Origin of the sequence: Egbenema bharatensis FJBBOT/2019 (assembly GCF_048077055.1) — a bacterium.
In the GTDB taxonomy this organism is placed as follows: domain Bacteria; phylum Cyanobacteriota; class Cyanobacteriia; order Elainellales; family Elainellaceae; genus Egbenema; species Egbenema bharatensis.
The window spans coordinates 4,028,281-4,047,501 of the sequence record NZ_CP182236.1 but is presented as its reverse complement, the minus strand read 5'-3'; the positions used below and the strand labels follow the sequence as shown (position 1 = coordinate 4,047,501).

Annotated in this window: 18 protein-coding genes; 8 read left to right on the top strand and 10 right to left on the bottom strand. The window is 50.3% G+C overall.

Features of this window, described 5'->3' with window-relative positions; genetic code table 11:
- Window positions 1-30: 30 nt before the first annotated feature.
- A complete protein-coding gene (gene ftsH4, locus ACM1PF_RS18735; protein ID WP_416666146.1) occupies window positions 31-1,914 on the bottom strand; it encodes an ATP-dependent zinc metalloprotease FtsH4 in 1,884 nt (627 codons plus the stop codon).
- 457 nt (window positions 1,915-2,371) lie between these two features.
- A complete protein-coding gene (locus ACM1PF_RS18730) occupies window positions 2,372-2,569 on the bottom strand; it encodes a DUF2949 domain-containing protein (protein ID WP_416666144.1) in 198 nt (65 codons plus the stop codon).
- A 1,233-nt stretch (window positions 2,570-3,802) separates the two neighbouring features.
- Here ACM1PF_RS18730 and ACM1PF_RS18725 point away from each other — a divergent pair.
- Window positions 3,803-4,225 carry a hypothetical protein gene (locus ACM1PF_RS18725; protein ID WP_416666142.1) on the top strand — a complete coding sequence of 141 codons (423 nt, stop codon included), beginning with the start codon at window positions 3,803-3,805 and terminating at the stop codon, window positions 4,223-4,225.
- Between the two features lie 169 nt (window positions 4,226-4,394).
- Here the strand turns inward: ACM1PF_RS18725 and ACM1PF_RS18720 are convergent, their stop codons facing one another.
- Entirely contained in the window at window positions 4,395-4,664 is a 270-nt protein-coding gene (locus ACM1PF_RS18720; RefSeq protein ID WP_416666140.1) for a GlsB/YeaQ/YmgE family stress response membrane protein, read from the bottom strand.
- A gap of 317 nt (window positions 4,665-4,981) precedes the next feature.
- Between ACM1PF_RS18720 and speD the strand changes: the two genes are divergently transcribed.
- The 3 genes from speD (at window position 4,982) to ACM1PF_RS18705 (ending at window position 8,076) form a co-directional block, all read left to right on the top strand.
- Complete coding sequence (gene speD / locus ACM1PF_RS18715) at window positions 4,982-5,425, top strand: adenosylmethionine decarboxylase (protein ID WP_416666138.1); 444 nt, start codon at window positions 4,982-4,984, stop codon at window positions 5,423-5,425.
- 345 nt (window positions 5,426-5,770) lie between these two features.
- Entirely contained in the window at window positions 5,771-6,931 is a 1,161-nt protein-coding gene (locus tag ACM1PF_RS18710; protein WP_416666136.1) for a transposase, read from the top strand.
- A 185-nt stretch (window positions 6,932-7,116) separates the two neighbouring features.
- Window positions 7,117-8,076: a spermine/spermidine synthase domain-containing protein gene (locus ACM1PF_RS18705; RefSeq protein ID WP_416666135.1), complete on the top strand. Its 960-nt coding sequence runs from the start codon at window positions 7,117-7,119 to the stop codon at window positions 8,074-8,076.
- Window positions 8,077-8,161: 85 nt separating this feature from the next.
- Here ACM1PF_RS18705 and ACM1PF_RS18700 read toward each other — a convergent pair whose 3' ends face one another.
- Together ACM1PF_RS18700 and btpA are read right to left on the bottom strand one after the other, a co-directional pair.
- A complete protein-coding gene (locus tag ACM1PF_RS18700; RefSeq protein ID WP_416666133.1) occupies window positions 8,162-9,127 on the bottom strand; it encodes a vitamin K epoxide reductase family protein in 966 nt (321 codons plus the stop codon).
- A gap of 79 nt (window positions 9,128-9,206) precedes the next feature.
- A complete protein-coding gene (gene btpA, locus ACM1PF_RS18695) occupies window positions 9,207-10,085 on the bottom strand; it encodes a photosystem I biogenesis protein BtpA (protein ID WP_416666131.1) in 879 nt (292 codons plus the stop codon).
- A 779-nt stretch (window positions 10,086-10,864) separates the two neighbouring features.
- Between btpA and rimO the strand changes: the two genes are divergently transcribed.
- Window positions 10,865-12,232 (top strand): 30S ribosomal protein S12 methylthiotransferase RimO, encoded by a 1,368-nt coding sequence (rimO, locus tag ACM1PF_RS18690; RefSeq protein WP_416666130.1) that lies wholly within the window; start codon window positions 10,865-10,867, stop codon window positions 12,230-12,232.
- 9 nt (window positions 12,233-12,241) lie between these two features.
- Window positions 12,242-13,687, top strand: a complete 1,446-nt coding sequence (locus ACM1PF_RS18685) for a DEAD/DEAH box helicase (protein WP_416666128.1) — start codon at window positions 12,242-12,244, stop codon at window positions 13,685-13,687.
- 169 nt (window positions 13,688-13,856) lie between these two features.
- Here ACM1PF_RS18685 and ACM1PF_RS18680 read toward each other — a convergent pair whose 3' ends face one another.
- Complete coding sequence (locus ACM1PF_RS18680) at window positions 13,857-14,057, bottom strand: hypothetical protein (protein WP_416666127.1); 201 nt, start codon at window positions 14,055-14,057, stop codon at window positions 13,857-13,859.
- 21 nt (window positions 14,058-14,078) lie between these two features.
- Between ACM1PF_RS18680 and ACM1PF_RS18675 the strand changes: the two genes are divergently transcribed.
- On the top strand, window positions 14,079-14,867 hold the full coding sequence (locus ACM1PF_RS18675; RefSeq protein ID WP_416666126.1) for a 3'-5' exonuclease: 789 nt from the start codon (window positions 14,079-14,081) through the stop codon (window positions 14,865-14,867).
- 101 nt (window positions 14,868-14,968) lie between these two features.
- Window positions 14,969-15,595: an NUDIX hydrolase gene (locus ACM1PF_RS18670; protein ID WP_416666124.1), complete on the top strand. Its 627-nt coding sequence runs from the start codon at window positions 14,969-14,971 to the stop codon at window positions 15,593-15,595.
- A gap of 184 nt (window positions 15,596-15,779) precedes the next feature.
- On the opposite strand, the gene ACM1PF_RS18665 is transcribed toward ACM1PF_RS18670, so the two are convergent.
- From ACM1PF_RS18665 to ACM1PF_RS18650, 4 genes are all read right to left on the bottom strand, one after another.
- Window positions 15,780-17,720, bottom strand: coding sequence for a primary-amine oxidase (locus ACM1PF_RS18665; RefSeq protein WP_416676719.1), 1,941 nt, complete (start codon window positions 17,718-17,720; stop codon window positions 15,780-15,782).
- Between the two features lie 55 nt (window positions 17,721-17,775).
- The gene (locus ACM1PF_RS18660) at window positions 17,776-17,997 is read right to left on the bottom strand and encodes an HNH endonuclease (protein ID WP_416666122.1); all 222 of its coding nucleotides are present in this window, start codon (window positions 17,995-17,997) and stop codon (window positions 17,776-17,778) included.
- Window positions 17,990-18,268, bottom strand: a complete 279-nt coding sequence (locus tag ACM1PF_RS18655) for a hypothetical protein (protein WP_416666121.1) — start codon at window positions 18,266-18,268, stop codon at window positions 17,990-17,992. The genes ACM1PF_RS18660 and ACM1PF_RS18655 overlap by 8 nt, the downstream gene beginning before the upstream one ends.
- A 387-nt stretch (window positions 18,269-18,655) precedes the next feature.
- A complete protein-coding gene (locus ACM1PF_RS18650) occupies window positions 18,656-19,183 on the bottom strand; it encodes a hypothetical protein (protein WP_416666120.1) in 528 nt (175 codons plus the stop codon).
- Window positions 19,184-19,221 lie beyond the last annotated feature (38 nt).

The window sequence follows — 19,221 nt, the reverse complement described above, 5'->3', positions numbered from 1 at the left end:
TCTGGGATGATTCCGTCAGAGTAGGACACTTTATAGAGTGGCAACCTCGACTTGATAGTTCGGTTCTACGGACTTGACCTGGCTCAAAAGCTGGTTGAGGGCTTCCCCTTCAATCACCTCGGTTTCTAGCAGTTGCGTAGCGATCGTCTCCAACAGATCTCGATGTTCATGCAGAATTCCCAGGGCTTGCTGGTGAGCATTTTCCACAATTCCCTTCACTTCCTGATCGATCGCCTCTGCGGTTTGAGGGCTGACCAGGCGGCGTGGGTTCATATCATTGCCCAGGAAATTATTTTGCTGCCCCTGCTGATAGGCTAACGGCCCCAGCACTTTACTCATGCCATAGGTCGTGACCATGCGTTCTGCTAAATCAGTGGCGCGTTGCAGGTCGTTAGCTGCACCAGTGGTGATGCTGCCGAAGACAATTTCTTCTGCCGATCGTCCGCCTAGCAAGGTGGCAATTTGCCCATGCAGTTCATTTTCGCTCATCAAAAAGCGGTCTTCCGTTGGCAACTGCAACGTGTAGCCCAAAGCCGCCATCCCACGAGGCACGATCGAAATTTTCTCAACTCGGCTAGTTCCAGGCATGGCTGCGCCCACCATCGCGTGTCCCACCTCGTGATAAGCCACAATCTTTTTCTCTTTGTCGTTCAAAACGCGGCTCTTCTTCTCCAATCCAGCGACCAGTCGCTCGATCGCCTCATTAAAGTCAGCCTGAGAAACGGTCGTTCGGTTATTCCGAGCTGCAAGCAGGGCCGCCTCATTTACCAGGTTGGCTAAATCAGCTCCAGCAAACCCAGGGGTACGTGTGGCAATGGCTCTCAGGTCAATATCATCCCCCAACTTGACTCCCTTGGCATGGATTTCCAAAATTTCCATCCGTCCCTGCAAGTCAGGCCGATCGACCAACACCTGGCGATCAAAACGACCGGGACGCAGCAGCGCCGGATCCAGGGATTCAGGACGGTTGGTTGCAGCCAGCACAATCACAGTTTGCTCCCCTGCCGCGAAGCCATCCATCTCGGTTAGAAGCTGATTCAGGGTTTGCTCTCGCTCATCATTCCCGCCGTAAAATCCGCCCGATGCCCGCGATTTCCCGATCGCATCCAGCTCATCAATAAAGATAATGCAGGGCGCCTGCTTCTTCGCCTGTTCAAACAAGTCCCGCACCCGTGAGGAACCAACCCCCACAAATAGCTCAACAAATTCTGAACCAGAGATGCTGAAAAAGGGCACACCTGCCTCACCCGCCACCGCTCTAGCCATTAACGTTTTGCCAGTTCCGGGCGGGCCAACCAGCAGCACCCCCTTAGGAATGCGGGCTCCAATTTGAATGAATCGCTGCGGATTCTTGAGGAAATCCACAATTTCTACCAGTTCTGTCTTGGCTTCTTCCACTCCAGCCACGTCTGCAAAGGTAATCTTGTCATCTTCCCCTTCCACATAGACCTTGGCTCGACTCTTACCGATCGACAGGACGCTCTGCTGCCCACCTCGGCCACGACCCAGGAAAAACTGCCAGATCCCCACAAAGATGAGTGGCGGAATCACCCAGCTTAAAATATTCGTAAACCATCCATTCTTAGACGGAGGTGTTGCAGCAAACTCAACACCATTTGCTTCAAGGCGTTTGGGCAATTCCAGATCAAAAATCGGTGCTGTGGAAAATACCTGTCCCGCTTCTTCCCCTTCTGCCTTCAGCTGATAGCGAATTTCATTTTGCCCAACGGAAGCCTTTGCCACTTCGCCATCCTGTACTTGATCGATGAACAGGCTATAGGGCACGCGAGGAATCGGCGGGCCAATGATACTCGGCAAGACCAGATTCACCAGCAGCAGCAACCCCGAAACAATTAATAAAATATTGCCAATTTGCCGCGATCGAGGGGTTTGCGGTTGTTTTTTAATCGCCATACATCCAGCATCCTCTTTCTATGAAACGTTAAGACCTACTTCAGGGTTGATCCGAAACCCCGATCCGGTTTTGGACTGAGATAGCAGCTCACCCCTGATGGACGGACAAAACTTAAACTTCTACACATTTATTTTAGTTTGTTAACTTAACGCTCAGAATTGCGATCAGGTTCGGTTAGCTGGGTAAGGAACCGGCAGTAAGGGTGGGGATGAAGGCGATTCATCCTCAGGGGGGAGGCAGGAATGCGAGGAATGCGAGGAATGCGAGGAATGAAGGAACAAACAGTCAATCCTATGGATTAAGTCTGATGTACAACTAAACAAAAGCGAGGGGCGAACATATGTTCGCCCCTAAAAGAGTATATTAGAACAATTCATGAGACTTTTCCTACACAAAGTTAAAATTTGCCTCAGCCGGGGATTGATCTTTGCCCAGTATCTTTGCCTAGTAGTTGTCTCATGCGGTTTCCATCCACTCGAAGACCCGATCGAGCTGCTCCAGGGTAATTAGACCATACTGCCACAGCACCATAGGGATCAAATTGGCACTTTGCTCTTGTTGCCGCAGGGCTAAAGCAATGGCTGATGAGGGAACTGCCAGCTCTTCTCGGAGAAACTGAATCAGTCGCGTTTGAGTCGTGGAATCTTGAGACATTAATTTACTCCAGGTATAAGTAATGTGGTCTTAAGTAAAGTTTTGTAACAGCTTTTCAGATTAGTTGAAGGCATTATAGCGAGAATTTATCCGGTGTGAACACAAATGTGTGGAATGTTGAAACTTTACGATCGCAGCTTGTATTCCAGTGTTTAGGGCGATAGGACGTTCTTCACCTCTTCCACCTCCAATTCCAGATGAGTTCACATCATCCGATCGGAGCATGAAAAGAAAATGAGAGTTGCATGAGGTTTTCTGAGAAATAACAGAAACAGTAGGCAATTCTAACGAATTGTGCTGGTTACGGCCCGATCTTCACAAAAGTTATGCCTGTGGGCTGACTTTTTTGTTTTTTTGCCTTTGCTATTTCCACCCTCCCCATTCCATGCACCTATTCAGCCGTTCCATCAGGGATGCTGCAAGTCACTCCGTCAGTTGCTTAAGCAGTATCCGTCCCTACCGATGAATGGTGCTGCCATCAGCAATTTTGGATCGCTGAGAATTTTGATCTCTCGCAGGGCAGGATTGCCCATTCCCCTGAGTGCAGGGCCATGCCCCTATAGATAGTCGCCGAATATATATAGAGATGCTGAGAAAGTGATGAAGCCTTGATAAAAAGCTGACGTTATTCGATCGCAAATCGTAAAATAGAATACAGACACAAATTTTGACTTGGACTGACTTGTAATCTATCTCGCTTCGTGCGTCCACAGGGTTTTAGAAGCCAGAAGGTTACGGAAGCCAGAAGGTTGCGGAAGCCAGAAGGTTACGGAAGCCAGGAAGTGGGCACACTACTAGAAGACTGGCAGTTCAAAGGTTTGACCGTTCAAAGTCAAGATCAGTTCAAGTTTAATCATTACTTCGAGGTTGATATGAGTTCAGATTTAATGGATGCGCTTACGGTTGCTTTTATAGTTACTGTGTTCAGTTGCCTGGTTTCTCCTACCCTGGTTTGGTTGTTTACGTCCCATCAGCAAGGGTAATCTTCCAGGAACCCAGACGGGATCTCAATCGGATCTCAAAGCGTTGTCTTGTATATTGTTGCAATCTGTAACCAGGAATCTGATGCGTTCCCCTTGGGCTTGCTCTTAGAATAGGCTAGAGGACAGGGTGCCTCCCTCCCCTTTGAGGTTTTACATTGGTTCGATCGCGTTCTAAGCAGCACTCAGTCACTCGGGAGGAGGCTCAAACGGCAGCAGTCAGTAGAATTCCTTCGATAGGTACAGTACTTCGATGGCAACAATGATGGGCAGAGTGGCACTGAGCGGCATATGTGCAGGCATTGCGCTGTACGTTGCGGTACGCACAGAGGATGAAAAGGTACAGGCTGCCGCTGCAATAGCAAGTTCCAGCTTGTTCGGCTTTACTGCAACGACTCTGGTGCTAAGGCAACATCGAGAGCGTAAAAGTAGAGAACTGCATACCGATGCCTACCTGGAAATGCTGAGACAGGTGAATGTACCTCGATCGAATGCTTTCCAGCAACCAGAAGTTTGTAAAGGATGTATGCACTATCATGGGCGGGTTTACGGCGGAAATCTGCTCATTTGTGCAATGCATCCCTATGGCACGGAAAATGCTCAGTGTGGAGACTGGGAAGCAAAAGCGATGGATGATTTACCGTTCGATTCTGACGAAAATGATCCGCAGTTCTAGCAACTCCTGGGGTAAGTTTGACCACCATTTAACCCACCATTCAACAGGGAGTCAGGAGCTAGAAGTCAGGAATAGAAGTTAACAAAAATTGGGCAAACAAACGTTTGCCCAAAATATTTTGATGTTGAATTGATTACCAGTCAATCACCAGTCGCTCACTAATCGAGCACTAGACGCGACGACGGGCAAAGGATTCCCAGATAAAGATGGCAACCATTGCGCCAAGAATTGCCACGATCAGACCAGGAATACTCAGAGAGGCTGCTGTTAGCTGCAAGCTGCCTGTCTGCAAGACGGTCATAATCGTCCCACCAATGAATGCACCAATGATTCCTAGCAGCATCGTGGTTAAAATACCACCACCCTGGCGACCTGGATAGATTGCTTTAGCGATCGCTCCTGCCAAAAGTCCTAAAATAATCCACGCAAGAATGTTCATAGTCTTCTCAGTTGTAAGTAGTGTTCGTGAGCCTTCAATAGAGCAGCGAAATACTTCGCCATATCTCCAAAAAATTGAATTACGCTTTAGAAGTTTTCAAAGCTGTTAAGTTTGATAGTACCAAAGCTAACTATAGTTCTTAATACAACCCAGGAATGATTTTCAGCGGCAATCACCCTGAAAAACCTCATCCTATAGGAAAGGTATCACGCTTTTAGGCAAATGCTCGCATCGCCAGAACATCGCTGCGCATAATCAGGTATTATCGATGTTCGTGTACTTTTGTGTGCTGTCTGGCCAATTAGGGGATAGAAAAGATGCTGCAATCGCTATCTGGCCAATTGGGGGATAAGTCTTTGGCTCCCGTTGGAATCCACTGTATTCTTGAGTTGTACGGCTGTCCTTCGTCATTGCTAGATGACCCATTCTTCGTCCGAAAATCTTTACAAGAAGCTGCCAAGCAGGCGAAGTCAACGCTGTTGAATGAAGTTTTGCATGAGTTTGAACCCCAGGGGGTAACTGCTCTCGTTTTGCTAGCCGAATCTCATATTTCGATTCACACCTGGCCGGAACAGGGGTATGCGGCTGTGGATGTGTTCACCTGTGGTCAACATACTGAGCCTGAAAAGGCCTGTACCTACTTAGCGGATACCTTTCAGGCAAGGGAGCAGTCACTCTGTAAACTCCCTCGGAAGCCACCGATCGCTGTGTTAAATTCCATGAACCGAACCGATCGAACCGTTCCCACCAAACGATCCTGAGGATTGCTAATTCGATCACTGAAATTCGGGTGGGGTAAGCAGCGTTTTGACTGAGTGCTCAAGCCGAAGTCTTGCCTGCCAGTCCATGAGGCAGAATCATTGCACAGGTTGTTAAATCCACGATCTTGAGGACGGCAAGCAGAAGTTGCACATCCCGGTAAGGGCGCACTGCTGTACGCCTCTACAGGCAATCTATCTGCCGTGCAAACGATTTGAATCGGTATGATGTACGATCCTCAAACTTGCAAATTTACGATCCTCAGGATCATGAATTAAATAACCTCAGTAGATCGCAAATTCTCTAGGAAAGGGGTAGGGTCAGGCTAAACGCATTAAAACAAAGCCATGACGATCTACCCAAGTTCATTATCGCCTGCTCCAGCTTTGACGGATGAAGCGACGTTGGAGGTAGCCCTCGACTGCCTATTGGAACACTTATCCCTGGACATGCAAGGTGGATACACACTCCAAGATCTGTTTGAGATTTTGCTACGGGCCGCCAGTCGCAGCGATAGCATTGAACACACAACACAACGATTGGAGGGCGTACCCAGTGGCAATGGCATTCGCTATCATCTCGATAAGTTAGACGATATCACAACTCTGGAATCTCAACTCAATGCCGCTCTGCAAAGCCGCATCCCCCCAAAAATTCGTAAGGGCAAGCATCGTATTGCCATTGACCTCCATCTGATTCCCTATTACGGCAGTGTGAACGTCGCCACTGAGCCTTACATCTACCGCTCTCAAGCTAAGGCAGGCACGACTTCGTTCTTTGCCTATGCCACCGTCTATGTGATTTGTCGTAACAAACGGGTTACTTTGGGTATTCATGCCGTGCATCGGCATGAAACATTGGTTGCAACCATCACTTATTTATTAGCCATGCTGACTCCCTTACGAGTCCGCGTCAAACGGCTTTATCTTGACCGTGGGTTCTATAGTGTACCAGTCATTCGTTGGCTCAAAGCTCTCAATATTCCGTTTCTCATGCCTGCGGTAATTCGAGGCAAACGTGGAGGTACTCGCCAGTTGTTGATTGGGCGCAAAAGTTATGCCACCCGTTATACCCTCAACAGCCCTCAATATGGTTCAGTTACCTGTCAGATGCGGGTGATTTGCAGCTATTACAAAGGGTTCAAAGGGAAACATGGTATCCAATACACCCTATACGTGCTGCATCGTGTGAGGGTTGCTTTGGAGCAGATGCATCAGCATTACAAAGACCGTTTCGGTATCGAGACCAGCTACAGGATGAAAAATGGGTGCCGTATCCGCACCACGAGCAAGAATCCAGTCACCCGTTTGCTGTTTGTGGCTCTGGCGTTTATTTTGGTCAATCTCTGGGTGTATTTGCTCTGGTTCTTTGTGAGCCGTACTCAACGAGGAGGACGGGTCGTTTACCGAGAACTCTTTAGTCTCAAGACCATGTTGGAGTTTCTCTCTCAGGCTGTCGAGCGACATTTCCCAGTCATCACAGCCATCTATTTACCCTCTCTAGAATGAATTTGCGATCTACTGAACCTGTCAATCGTCCTACCTGTTTGACTGGGCGGGCAAGATGCCCACCCCACAAGAATTTCAGGTTATTCAATTTGGATTCCTCAAGATTGCAAAGACTCAGATGATCGATCAGGACGAATCCCAATCGTGACGGATATCCATTATCACAAATACAGGAGGACAGGTGCATGGCAGGAGCCGAACTGCGCACTGATTTTTGGCTAAGTGAATATCTCACGCCCTGGGATGTATATGCCCACGGCATCACCCGCATTCTGGCATCCTGCCAAACGCCCTATCAGGAAATGTATGTGGCTGAAACAGGTTCCTATGGCAAGGCATTGATTTTAGATGGCAAGTGGCAGTCCTCTACAGTTGACGAGTTTCTATACCACGAAGCCCTGGTGCATCCAGCCATGATTGCCCATCGATCGCCCCGCCGAGTCCTGATCCTGGGAGGAGCAGAAGGAGCGACCGTGCGGGAAGTCTTGCGATGGCAGACGGTAGAGCGGGTGGTAATGGTGGACATTGATGGGGAAGTGGTGGAGGCTTGTCGGACTCATCTACCGGAGATGCATCAGAATGCCTTCGAGGATCCCAGAGTCGAGCTAGTGATCGATGATGCCCTCAACTTTCTAGATCAAACGACCCAACAATGGGATGTGATTATTTCCGATTTAACTGATCCGATCGAATCTGGCCCAGCCTTTCAACTTTTTACGCAGGAACACTATCAACAAATTCAGCGGGTTCTGGCTTCAGATGGCGTTTTTGCCCTTCAGGCGGGCCCCATCAGCCTCCCGGAACTCTATCTCCATGCCCGTGTGGTCAAAACCCTGCAATCGGTCTTTCCCGCAGTCCGTTCTTGCCTCTGTCCTGCCACCAGTTATGGCGTGCCGATCGCCTTTGCCCTGGTCAGCCAGCAGGAGATTGCGATTCATCTTGATCCCAAGGCAGTCGATCGCCTGTTAGCCCAAACGACCACAGGTGGATTCCGTTTGATCGATGGCGTGAGCCTGCAGGGGCTGTTGCAGATTCCTCTCCACATTCGTCAGGCGATCGAGGCTGAAACCGAAATCTACACCCTGCAATCGCCCCCCAAACCCTTTGGTAAGGGCAGCATGGCATCAAGTGGTTCTACTTTATAACGAACGCTGAAGGGGCAGGCAAGATGCCCACCCCCAGGAGTTGGATGATTAAATTTTGACGACTCTGTTGGTCAGGTCACGGTGCTCAGTTCACAAAGTTGCGTGGCCCTTGATAGCCTGATGCATCTGCCAGTTGATTCAGGGGTTGAGCACCAACTAAAAAACGACCATTGATTTCCCAGGTTGGGAAGCCAAAATTACGTCCGGTTGCCGCTTCCACATCAGGTGCAACCTCCTGACAAAGGGCTGCCTGGGAATTTAAGCCATCCTCTGTACATTCAACGTAATCAACATACGCAAAGGCTTCCTGACCAAACAATTGCTTCTGACTGTGACAATGAGGGCACCAATAGGCACTGTACATTTTGGCTCCGATCGCCCTGAGGTGCTGGGCCAAAGCAATTTCAGATTCGCCTGAAGTCGTGGTAATCGCCGGCCCGGTGGCTCCAGCCGTTTCAGCCGTGGTAGTTCCGTTCGAGCCTGGAACAGCATAGACTCCCAACGTACCCACGATCGTCACCATTGCCACAATTACGCCCGTGAAAATCAGTTGCCCCTTGTCCTCCCAATCTCGACCCATCAAGGTCAGGACAAACAAAGTCAGGGCAAAAATCGCTGAGAGAATACAGAAGAAGCAAATGCCTCCCGCGCCAAAGGGCACCACGTACTGGGTGTACATGATGTACATCAAATAGGCACTAAATACCATCATGGCAGTTGATCCCATGAATAGCAGCAGCCATGTCCAGTTCTCCAGATTATGGCGGAGTTGCTTACTGGTATCAGGGTTAACTAGCAGGGGACCCAGAGCAAAACCAGTGATGGCAAGATAGGCCAGCAAGCCAAACAGTGAGAGGGGCAAGCCAAACACGTAGGCGTAAGGGCCCGACAGTACCTGCTGACATCCTGTCGTGGGACAAGCGGCTTCTGTGCCAATCAGCTTTGTGGCAGTAATGTATCCCGTATTAATCGCTCCCAGAATCCCGACCGCAGCGATCAAATAGCGCGATCGACGATGCATCCAAGGAACCTGACGGCGACGGCTTCTCATAGAATCCTACCTAGATCGACTTCTATAATCTTGACGTATCTATTCTGTTCTATGATGCCCAAGTTTGTGAATTTTGAGGTCAGATTTTAGATTTTTTGAGATCCGGAGTCTGGGAAACCGTTGGAGAAACGGACTTTCCCTGAATTTGATCGCGTGAAGAAATACTGCGCTGCATCGCCTCCACAAACTGACTGACCCGAATGGGATCGATCGGCTGTTCAATGTTGCCATGCCGTTTGAGGGAGCTGGACACGATCACCCCATCCGCGGCCTGAATCAGTTGGGGAATATTTTCCCAATTTGCTCCACTACCAATAAAGACTGGCGTTCCGTTCGCTGCGGCACTCGCCAGTTCCAAATCTTCCAGGCTCGGCGGACTTCCCGTCGCCCAACCCGATAAAATCACCCCATCCGCCAATCCCCGATCGATCGTTTCCTGTACAGCGGTCGTCAGGTTTGGTGATCCCAGCGGCCGGGCGTGTTTCACCAGAACATCCGCCAAAATCTTGACATCGCTCCCTAGCTCCCGCCGATACCGGAGAAGCTGATGGGCCTGCCCTTCAATCAACCCCTGATCGGTGGCCATTACCCCCGTTAAGACATTCACTCGAATAAATTGGGCTTGAGCACAGGTAGCGATCGCCATGGCACTCTGGGCATCGTTCCTTAAAACATTGATCCCGATCGGTAGCGTCACCAAATTTTGTAAGCGCTGCACCACAATACTCATCGCACTCACCACCGCTGGATCAACACAATCCTTAGGAAAGGGAGCATCAAAGAAATTTTCAACGATAATGCCATTCACTCCGCCGGATGCCAGGGCGGTTGCTTCCCGTTCTGCGCGATCGATCACTGCTTTGAGACTGCCTCCCCAGCGTGGTGAAGTGGGTAACGGCAGCAAATGAACTACACCGATGATGGGATTAGCGGTTGCGAAAATTTGATTTAAGTCCACGTTTCTAATCGCTTAATTTTTCGGACTCAGCCACAGCAAAGTGTTCTATCACATTTTAAGGAAGCTTTGTCTCCTCACTTTTATAAATGTACCCTATTGCTGGAGCGGTTTTTGAAGTGAGGGAGTGGGTGGGTGAGGGAGTGGGTGAGTAGGTGGGTGGGTGAGCAGGTCTATGGCTCTATGCTCTGAACGGGGCAATGATAAAATGATGTACGCCTAATCCCTTGTTAACCTCGTTAACCTTTGCCAATTCAGAAGCAACTCTGAAGAAATCTGTCTTCAGCCCACATTTGGTACTAGGATAAATGTTCTGCTTAAATCGCTTTCCCAACCCTTTTACGCCAAATGTTCTGTGAAGGGCGTATGGCAGTGTGCCCCACCGAATATGTTGTTTTTCTGCAAATCCCTCACTATGCCAGCGTTACAGCCGAAATGCCTGCGCCACGCCCAGAACCCATTTCGCAAATTGCCCCAAATTATGTACTTATGTTACAACCAGTCCCCAAACTTGTGTTAAGATTGTTGTCAGCTTAATAAAGTGCGATTGCGTTTGACGGTATCCGTTAGGGATTGGTCGGGTAAATATTGATCCAACCATCGATCAAGGATCCAGACGTTCGATCAAAGCGGGTGATAGGGCACATCAGTCTAGTCCGTTAATGATGCGATCGCTTCGATTTCGCAAATTGACTACGATTCTATCGCCGAATTGATTCCACCTTTTGGGAAGTCTTCATCACACCTACTATCAACTGTCATATTTTTGAGCAAAGAATTGCATGGGCAACAAGCCAACTCTTGCCATATCTCATCTTGGCTGCGAAAAAAACCGAATCGATACAGAGCATATGCTGGGACTGCTGGTGCAGGCAGGTTATCAGGTCGATTCCAACGAAGAATTAGCAGATTACGTTATTGTCAATACGTGCAGTTTCATTCAGGCGGCGCGGGAAGAGTCAGTGCGGACGCTGGTGGAACTGGCAGAAGCCAATAAAAAAATTGTGATTACGGGCTGCATGGCCCAGCATTTCCAGCAGGAACTTCTGGATGCGATCCCCGAAGCGGTAGCGGTGGTAGGAACTGGGGATTATCACAAGATTGTAGACATCGTGCAGCGGGCGGAATCTGGGGAACGGGTGAAGGAAATTTCCGAAGAACCTGTTTATATTGCAGATGAAACCACTCCTCGCTATCGCACGACTACAGAAGGAGTTGCCTACCTGCGGGTGGCGGAAGGCTGTGATTACCGCTGTGCCTTTTGCATCATCCCTCACCTGCGGGGCAATCAGCGATCGCGCTCGATTGAGTCGATCGTGGCGGAGGCGGAACAGCTTGCCTCAGAGGGCGTACAGGAGATCATTTTGATTTCGCAGATCACCACCAATTACGGGGTTGATTTGTACGGCGAACCCAAGCTCGCGGAGTTGCTACGGGCATTGGGTCAGGTGGAAGTTCCCTGGATTCGGATGCATTATGCCTATCCGACCGGGTTAACGCCAAAGGTGATTGAAGCAATTCGGGAAACGCCTAATGTGTTGCCCTACCTGGATTTACCGCTTCAACATTCCCATCCTGAAATCCTCCGAGCGATGAATCGTCCCTGGCAGGGGCGCGTCAACGATGGGATTATCGATCGCATCAAAACCGCTTTGCCAAATGCGGTGCTGCGAACCACATTTATTGTCGGATTTCCGGGCGAAACGGATGAACATTTTGAACATCTGCTTCAGTTTGTTCAACGTCATGAATTCGATCATGTGGGTGTCTTCACTTTTTCCCCTGAAGAAGGAACGCCCGCCTATGACTTACCGAATCAACTCCCCCAGGAAGTCATGGACGATCGCCGGGATCGCTTGATGCAAGCCCAACAGCCCATCTCTCTCAAGAAAAACCAGGCGGAGATTGGCAAGGTGGTGGATGTCCTGATTGAACAGGAGAATCCAGCTACCGGAGAATTGGTGGGTCGCTCTACCCGCTTTGCCCCTGAAGTAGACGGTTTAGTTTACGTTCAGGGAGAAGCCAGCCTGGGATCAATGGTGGCAGTTGCCATTGAAGATGCGGATGTCTATGACCTCTATGGGCACGTCGCGGATACCACAACCCAACTGCATGGTGCGCTTAACCGCGTCGCTGTTAACACCCATTAAGGAGCCTCAATGACTCTTTCATTTCATAGTCTTGGTTTATCTGAAGCGCGAGTTCGTCATTTAGAGAAAGCCGAATTTACTACTCCCACTGCGATTCAGGCGCAGGCCATTCCCCATTTGCTGTCTGGACGCGATGTGGTGGGACAGGCCCAGACCGGGACTGGGAAAACTGCGGCCTTTTCGCTACCGATCCTGGAGCGGATTGACCTCAAAAATAATGCCGTTCAGGCACTCATCCTGACTCCGACCCGTGAACTGGCTCTTCAGGTTTACCAGTCCATCCGATCGTTTAACCACGATAAGCGGCTCCACGTTTTGCCGATTTATGGTGGGCAATCGATCGATGCTCAAATTAAGCGGTTACAGCGTGGTGTACAAGTTGTCGTGGGAACTCCTGGACGAGTTCTAGACTTGTTGAGCCGGGGCGATTTATCTCTCAAGCAACTCAACTGGTTGGTTTTGGACGAAGCCGATGAAATGCTGAATATGGGCTTTATTCAGGATGTAGAAAGAATCCTGAGTCAGGCTCCCGGCGAACGACAAACAGCTTTCTTCTCTGCCACGATGGAACCCTCGATTCGGGAATTGGCAGCCAAGTTTCTGCGATCGCCGGTCACCGTTACGGTCGAACAACCCAAAGCTGCTCCAGCCCGAATCAATCAAGTGGCTTATATTGTTCCACGGGGTTGGACTAAAGCCCGATCGCTCCAGCCTATCCTGGAGATGGAAGATCCGGAATCTGCCCTGATCTTCGTTCGCACCCGGAAATCTGCCGCAGAATTGACTCGCCAACTGCAAGCTGCTGGCCATAGTGTGGATGAGTATCACGGCGATTTGAGCCAGTCTCAACGGGAACGGCTACTGCTCCGCTTCCGGCAACGGCAAGTGCGCTGGGTGGTAGCCACCGACATTGCAGCGAGAGGGTTGCATGTGGAAGATCTGACCCATGTGATCAACTACGACCTGCCGGATAGCGTGGAAAGCTATGTGCACCGGATTGGTCGCACCGGACGGGCGGGTAAGGAAGGAACCGCGATTTCGATCGTCCATCCTTTAGACAAGCGCAAACTGCGGGACATTGAACGGCACATTCGCCAGAAGCTTGAAATTGGGACGATCCCAACCCGCGCTCAAATCGAAGCCCGTCACATTGATAAGCTGCAAGAGCGTCTGCGGGAAACTCTGTCCAGCGAACGGATTGCTTCCTTCCTGCCGATCGTTTCCCAGCTCAGCGAAGAGTACGAACCCCATACGATCGCAGCGGCTGCTCTCCAGATGGCCTATGACCAGATTCGTCCGACCTGGATGCGTCTGGAGCCAAACTACGATGAGCCTATGGCAGAGGAACCCATCACTCACTCTCGTCGTGATTCCAATTACCGCGATCGGAGTTCCAAACCGCGGACATCTGGTTCCAAGAAGCCGATTAAGCGGAAGGCTGTTCCTCAACAATAGGAGCTAGCAAATAGGAGCTAATCAGCTCTGAAATCGGTAGCAGGGTGAGTCATACTTATCCTGCTTTTTTTTCAAACCGATTCAAAATCTTGCGGGTGACGGTACTCAGTTATTGATTGATATTGCCGCAACCGATTTTTCTGCGAGTGCGATTCAATCGATCCAACGCTCATCGGGTCGGGTCACGCTCATCGTCAATAGTTTTCGGCTGGGTGAGCAATCCATTAATGCCCTGATTCAGGACGGTGTAAGAATCAGCGATAGTGCTGGATGTGGTGCTGGAGGTAGATGACCTGGAACGATCGATCGGCGTGTGAGCTAGTAGTAGCGCATCTCGCTTAATTTGCCAAAATAGGCTAAGTTCTTTCACTGTCGCCCGGAGATCGATCGCGTGCTATCAACCGATTTACTCACTTACTATCGTCAGATCAGTCAGAACCAATTCACCGTAGTGGATGTAGAAACGACAGGGCACTCTCCGACAGAAAACCGGGTGACGGAACTATCTGTCCTTCACGCAACCCTGGCGGACGGGATTCAGCAACAACAGACCGACTTGATCAATCCCCAGACCAGAATTCCGTTCAATATTATTCGCTTCACGGGGATCACTCAAAAAATGGCCGATGCTGCCCCGATCGCCGCTGAAGTGTTGCCGCAGTACAGCGATCTGTTGAACACGGGGATTCTTACTGCCCACAATATTGAGTTTGACTATCCCTTTATTCGAGCGGAGTATGCGCGGCTAGGGATCAAGTTCGATCGCCCTGAACCAGAACAGCTCTGCACCGTCCAGCTTTCTCGGCTGATGTTGCCCGATCTGCCCTCCCGCAGCCTGCCCAACCTGGTCAAACACTTCCAGCTTAAAGTTGGCAAATCCCATCGGGCCGAAGCAGATACGATCGCCTGCTGGTTGGTCGCAGAACGACTCTTTACCGAAATCCTCAATGAATCAGACGAAGTGCTCCTGGCAAAATTTGCCCGGCAGCGGATGCCCTTAAAATATGCTGCCAAACTCCTGGGTTGTCCGGCCCAGGAAGCCCAAACCCGCCTCAGTGCCGCAGGAATTCCATCCCGTTTTGTGGGGAAGGGCAGTCGTGGAACGTGGATGTATCAACGGGGCGATGTGGAGCGGGTGTTTTACGAGCAGCAAGATGGAACACAGCTATCCATGTTGTAGTGAAATTGAATTTCTAACTCCCCATTCTCGACTTCCGACTCCCGACTTCCGACTCCTGCTATAACTGGCTTGAAGATTTCTGCTTATAGAGGAAAACGGTAATGAGTCAGTGGTTGAAGTGGGCACAGCAATTGCAGGCGATCGCCCAGAATGGTTTGACATTTACGGAAAATCCTTTTGACGTGGAACGGTATCAGCAAGTCCAGCGCATTGCGGCGGATATGTTGGCCGAACTGACGGAGGCAGAACCCAGCAAAATCCTGGACTTGTTCCAGCGGGAAGCCGGATATGCAACACCGAAGGTAGATGCCAGAGCGGCCGTTTTTCAGGATGACAGGATTTTGTTGGTGCGCGAAACGGTACTGGATGCTGGACGCTGGACCTTGCCAGGGGGATGGATTGATGTGGGGGAATCGCCGAGTCAGGCGGTGGAGCGGGAAGTGTTGGAGGAAACGGGCTATCAAACTCGCGCCTTAAAGTTAATTGCCCTATACGATCGCAGCCATCCCCGCCACGGTCATCCCCCCTCTTTGCATCACACCTATAAGATGTTTTTCCTGTGTGAGTTGCTGGGGGGGACTCCAACGGACAGCTATGAAACGGGGGAAGCCAGCTTTTTTGCCAGGGATGAAATTCCTGAACTATCGCTGGTTCGCGTCGTGCCCTCTCAGGTCGATCGGATGTTTGAGCATTACTATCATCCCGAATGGAACGCTGATTTTGATTAGCTGATTTTGATGGATGGATGGGTTCAGGTTAAGGCAGATCCTAAATCCCAGATCCCAGATCCCAGAGAAGATGGACTGGGCAGGCAAGACTTCGGCTTGAGCCCTTCGGCGTGAGCTCAGGTCGAACGCTCAGTCGAAACGCTGCCTACCCCACAAGAAGGCTGGACTGACTCACAGAGTCTCACTACTCCGAGTGGCAGGAGGACTGCCTGGAGGGCGGCACATCTAATGCTGGATTGGCATCAAAAAAGCTGACGGGTTTGAGGGTGAAGCCAGAATAGGCAGTGGGCATGACCGGATAATCTTCGGGACGGGGAATGTGGTGATGCCCAAAGACATACCAGACCACTACATCCGTATTGGCGATCGATCGATCGGCCTGCGTCCATTGGGGTAAGCCTGCGTCTCCAGGATGCTGGTTGGGATAGCTGCCAGTGGGATATTTTTCGGCTGGATGGTAGGGTGTCACCCAGAGATGCTTTTTCATAAAGCCGGCCCGCTTCAGGATGGGGGAATCGGGATGGGCAAAGGGCAGCACATTCTCACCGGGAATGATTTTGAAACCAACGGGTTGTCCTAATCGATTGGTGACATTGGGATTCACCACTTTCCAGTAGCGTCCTGCCAGGGGATCAATAATCCGCTGGGCTGCCTGCTCCGTTTCCAGTAGAGTTGATTTGGCGTAGAAAGCATTGCCGTAGGGATTCTGCTCACCCATCGGTTCCGCCTCTGTATTCACCTCATAAACTGCATTTTCAGTGCCGTCCAGGTCAAAATCCAGCCGCATACAGAAAAAGTGCTGATGGTTCAGGGCATTCAGTTCAGGAGCCACCACCGTTCCATACTTGGGAAAATCTGCCAGCGCACCACACAGCAATAATCCCGTCAGCTTGACTTCATACTGAATCGTACCGTCCTGATAGAAATACCAGAATAATCCGTATTCATAGTTATCCACCGTCGCCACAAAGGACAGCACCAGCCGCCGCGATCGCCTCACCTCCACTTCCTCCAGCCGCCAGTCGGTATGCTTCCAGAGGGTGCCAAAGTCCTCTTCATGCAGACAAATCGCATTTTCAGTCATCGCCACATTGCCTCGACTATCCGTCAGCACTGCATCAAAGTAATGGATTTCGCCAACGCAATCGCACCCCAGCTTCAGGGAATTGGCCAGCATCCCAATGCCGTGTTCCCCCAAGTCAAAGGCGTTTTTACGAAAGTGCTGCGGTCGGGGATCGCCATAGGGGACAACCATTTCCGCCATCGAAGCCCGATAGAGAATCGATCGCACCTGACCGGGTTGCTCCTCATAGCCGACGGTGTACAGCACCAGTCCTTCTCGCGGGGTAAAGCCAATCCGCATCTGCCACTTTTGCCAGCGAATGCAGTGCCCCTCCACCTGAAAACTGGTGCCCTCTGGCTGGGTAATGTGTAGAGGTTTGATATCCTGACGAAACTCCGGCATAAAGCGCGAGGCATATTCTCCCGGTTCAGGCGGCACGGGCACCACCCCCATATCTTCGATTTTCAGCACTTCCATCGTGTTGAGATTCACCACTGGAACCAGACCATCAATCGGGCGGGAATAGAAATTGCTGTAAGGGGTGGTTCGCAGATAGCAAATACAGCGGGAGAGCCGCAAATTCACTTCATCGGTAAAGCCAAAATTGCCGATCGCCCAGGGATCAACCACCACGGCATCCAGATCCGTAATTCCCCGCTTCGCCAGAGCTGCAACGAATTCGGGATGCTGTTTGACTGCCGCTTCACATTCCGCCAGCTCATCCGCCATGATGTTGGGCTGCACGTTGGGAACATGAATCCAGGATTTCACCGTTGCTTCCGTCAGAGAGACGATCGCCTCGTAGGTCTGGCCATTGGCGTTGTCCAGCAGAATCAAAAAGGCTTCCCTGGGAACCGCATCTCCGGGCTGGAAGTTTAACACTACCGCCTTGGATGGCTCCTGAAGGGTGACGCAGGGAAACCGAAATGTATCGCCCACCTGCTTCTCGGCACGGACGATCGCCACGGCAGCAGCAACTTCTTCAGCGGTCAGGGGTTCTAAGGGGTGAGCGGGGGAAATCAGCGGAGTCGAGGAATGAGCACTATCGTGAGTCGAAGTCATACGATCGTTAGACAAAGCGATTTCTTCATCCTACAAGCCTGAAGCCAGGACGCTATCAAATAGCTTCCACCTTCGTGTATTTATGTCCGTTGCAGCCACCACAGGCCAGCGCCAGGTTATCCAGGGAGGTTTCGCCTGCTTCAGCAATGGGGACAATGTGTTCAATCTCGAAGGGCTGGGAACTGTAGTCCATTGCACTTTTGCAGTATTCGCAGCGTCGGTTTGCTCGCTCAATGACTTGCTGCTGTTCCGCGACGGTGATGTAGCGTCTAGGCATGAACGGCTGGGGGATGAATACCAAGCTGGTGCATCAGGTCGGGGAGGGGCACTTGGCGCAATTGGGAGAGTTCGATCAAGTGCTGGAGTCGTTCGGCATCGGCTTGCTCAAAGATATCTACCAGGGCAAGGAGTTCCTGATGTTCTTCAGGGGTGATGGTCTTGGCGTTTAGTTTGGTTCTCAGTTGGTCGTAGCGGTGTTGACTGTCTGCGGGGAGTCCCTGGTTAATCTGTTGCAGCAGTTCGGCTTCAGGTTGGGGAAGGCTGGACACTTTGCGCTGTGCCAGGAGGCGGTTGACTTGCTCGGCAAATCTTTCTAAATCAGCCGTCTCTAACTAAGCAACTCCGTCTAGTAAGCGATCGAGTTCAATTTGGCTCATGATTCAGTTCTCTTCTCTTGTTTTGCAAGATTTGCTCTTCAAAGAAAATCTTGATAAGCGACAACTGTTGTGCTTTGAAAGTTTTGCAAAATTAGCAGATTTCGATCGGGTGTATTCTAATCTTGTATGCACACAGCAAGTATCTCACTGGCAGGCAAGATGCCTGCGCTACCTCTGCCCCAGATGAACATTCAAAACGGTTCAAGACGGTAAACTAACTTGTAGCATTTTCTACAACTAGAAAACTGTTTTGCGTCTTTACGTATGTTTGTTTCTTCTCTACTTTACTCTGACGCTGATATCATTCTGGATAGCTTGCTCATCGTATATGGTGACATGACCGCTAGCTCGAACCCTGCCGCAATGCCAACGCCCGACATTAAGACAAAATGCTTTTAAGTTTGTTATCTCCGAATTTTCCTCAAGAACCTTCAATGCTCGATCATACACTTCCCTCGTTCTTTCCTTTGGGAAGATCATAGGATGAGAAAGGTGTAAAAGCCTGATAATTTCTTCACATAAGTCAGAATCACCTGGAGCAGCATCAAGTTGGTTGAAAAGCTGGCTCATATACTGAGGATTAATTTTATTTCGCTCTGCATGTAGCTTCTCGAACTCTCTTCTGCGTTCTTCAGTTCTTTTAGAGTATTCCTTTAAAAATGCTTGTCCTGCTGACGTTGCGGTATAGCACCAAAAAAAGAAGCAAAGTCCAGCAAGTAATATTCCCGAAGTCCAGCCAGATACTCCCATTATTCCAAAGAAAACCGCTGCTCCTAGAGCAGTAAATCTTAACGTTTCACCATTCATAGCTCAATGTTGAGTTAACTGTTGCTGTGGGCTAGAAC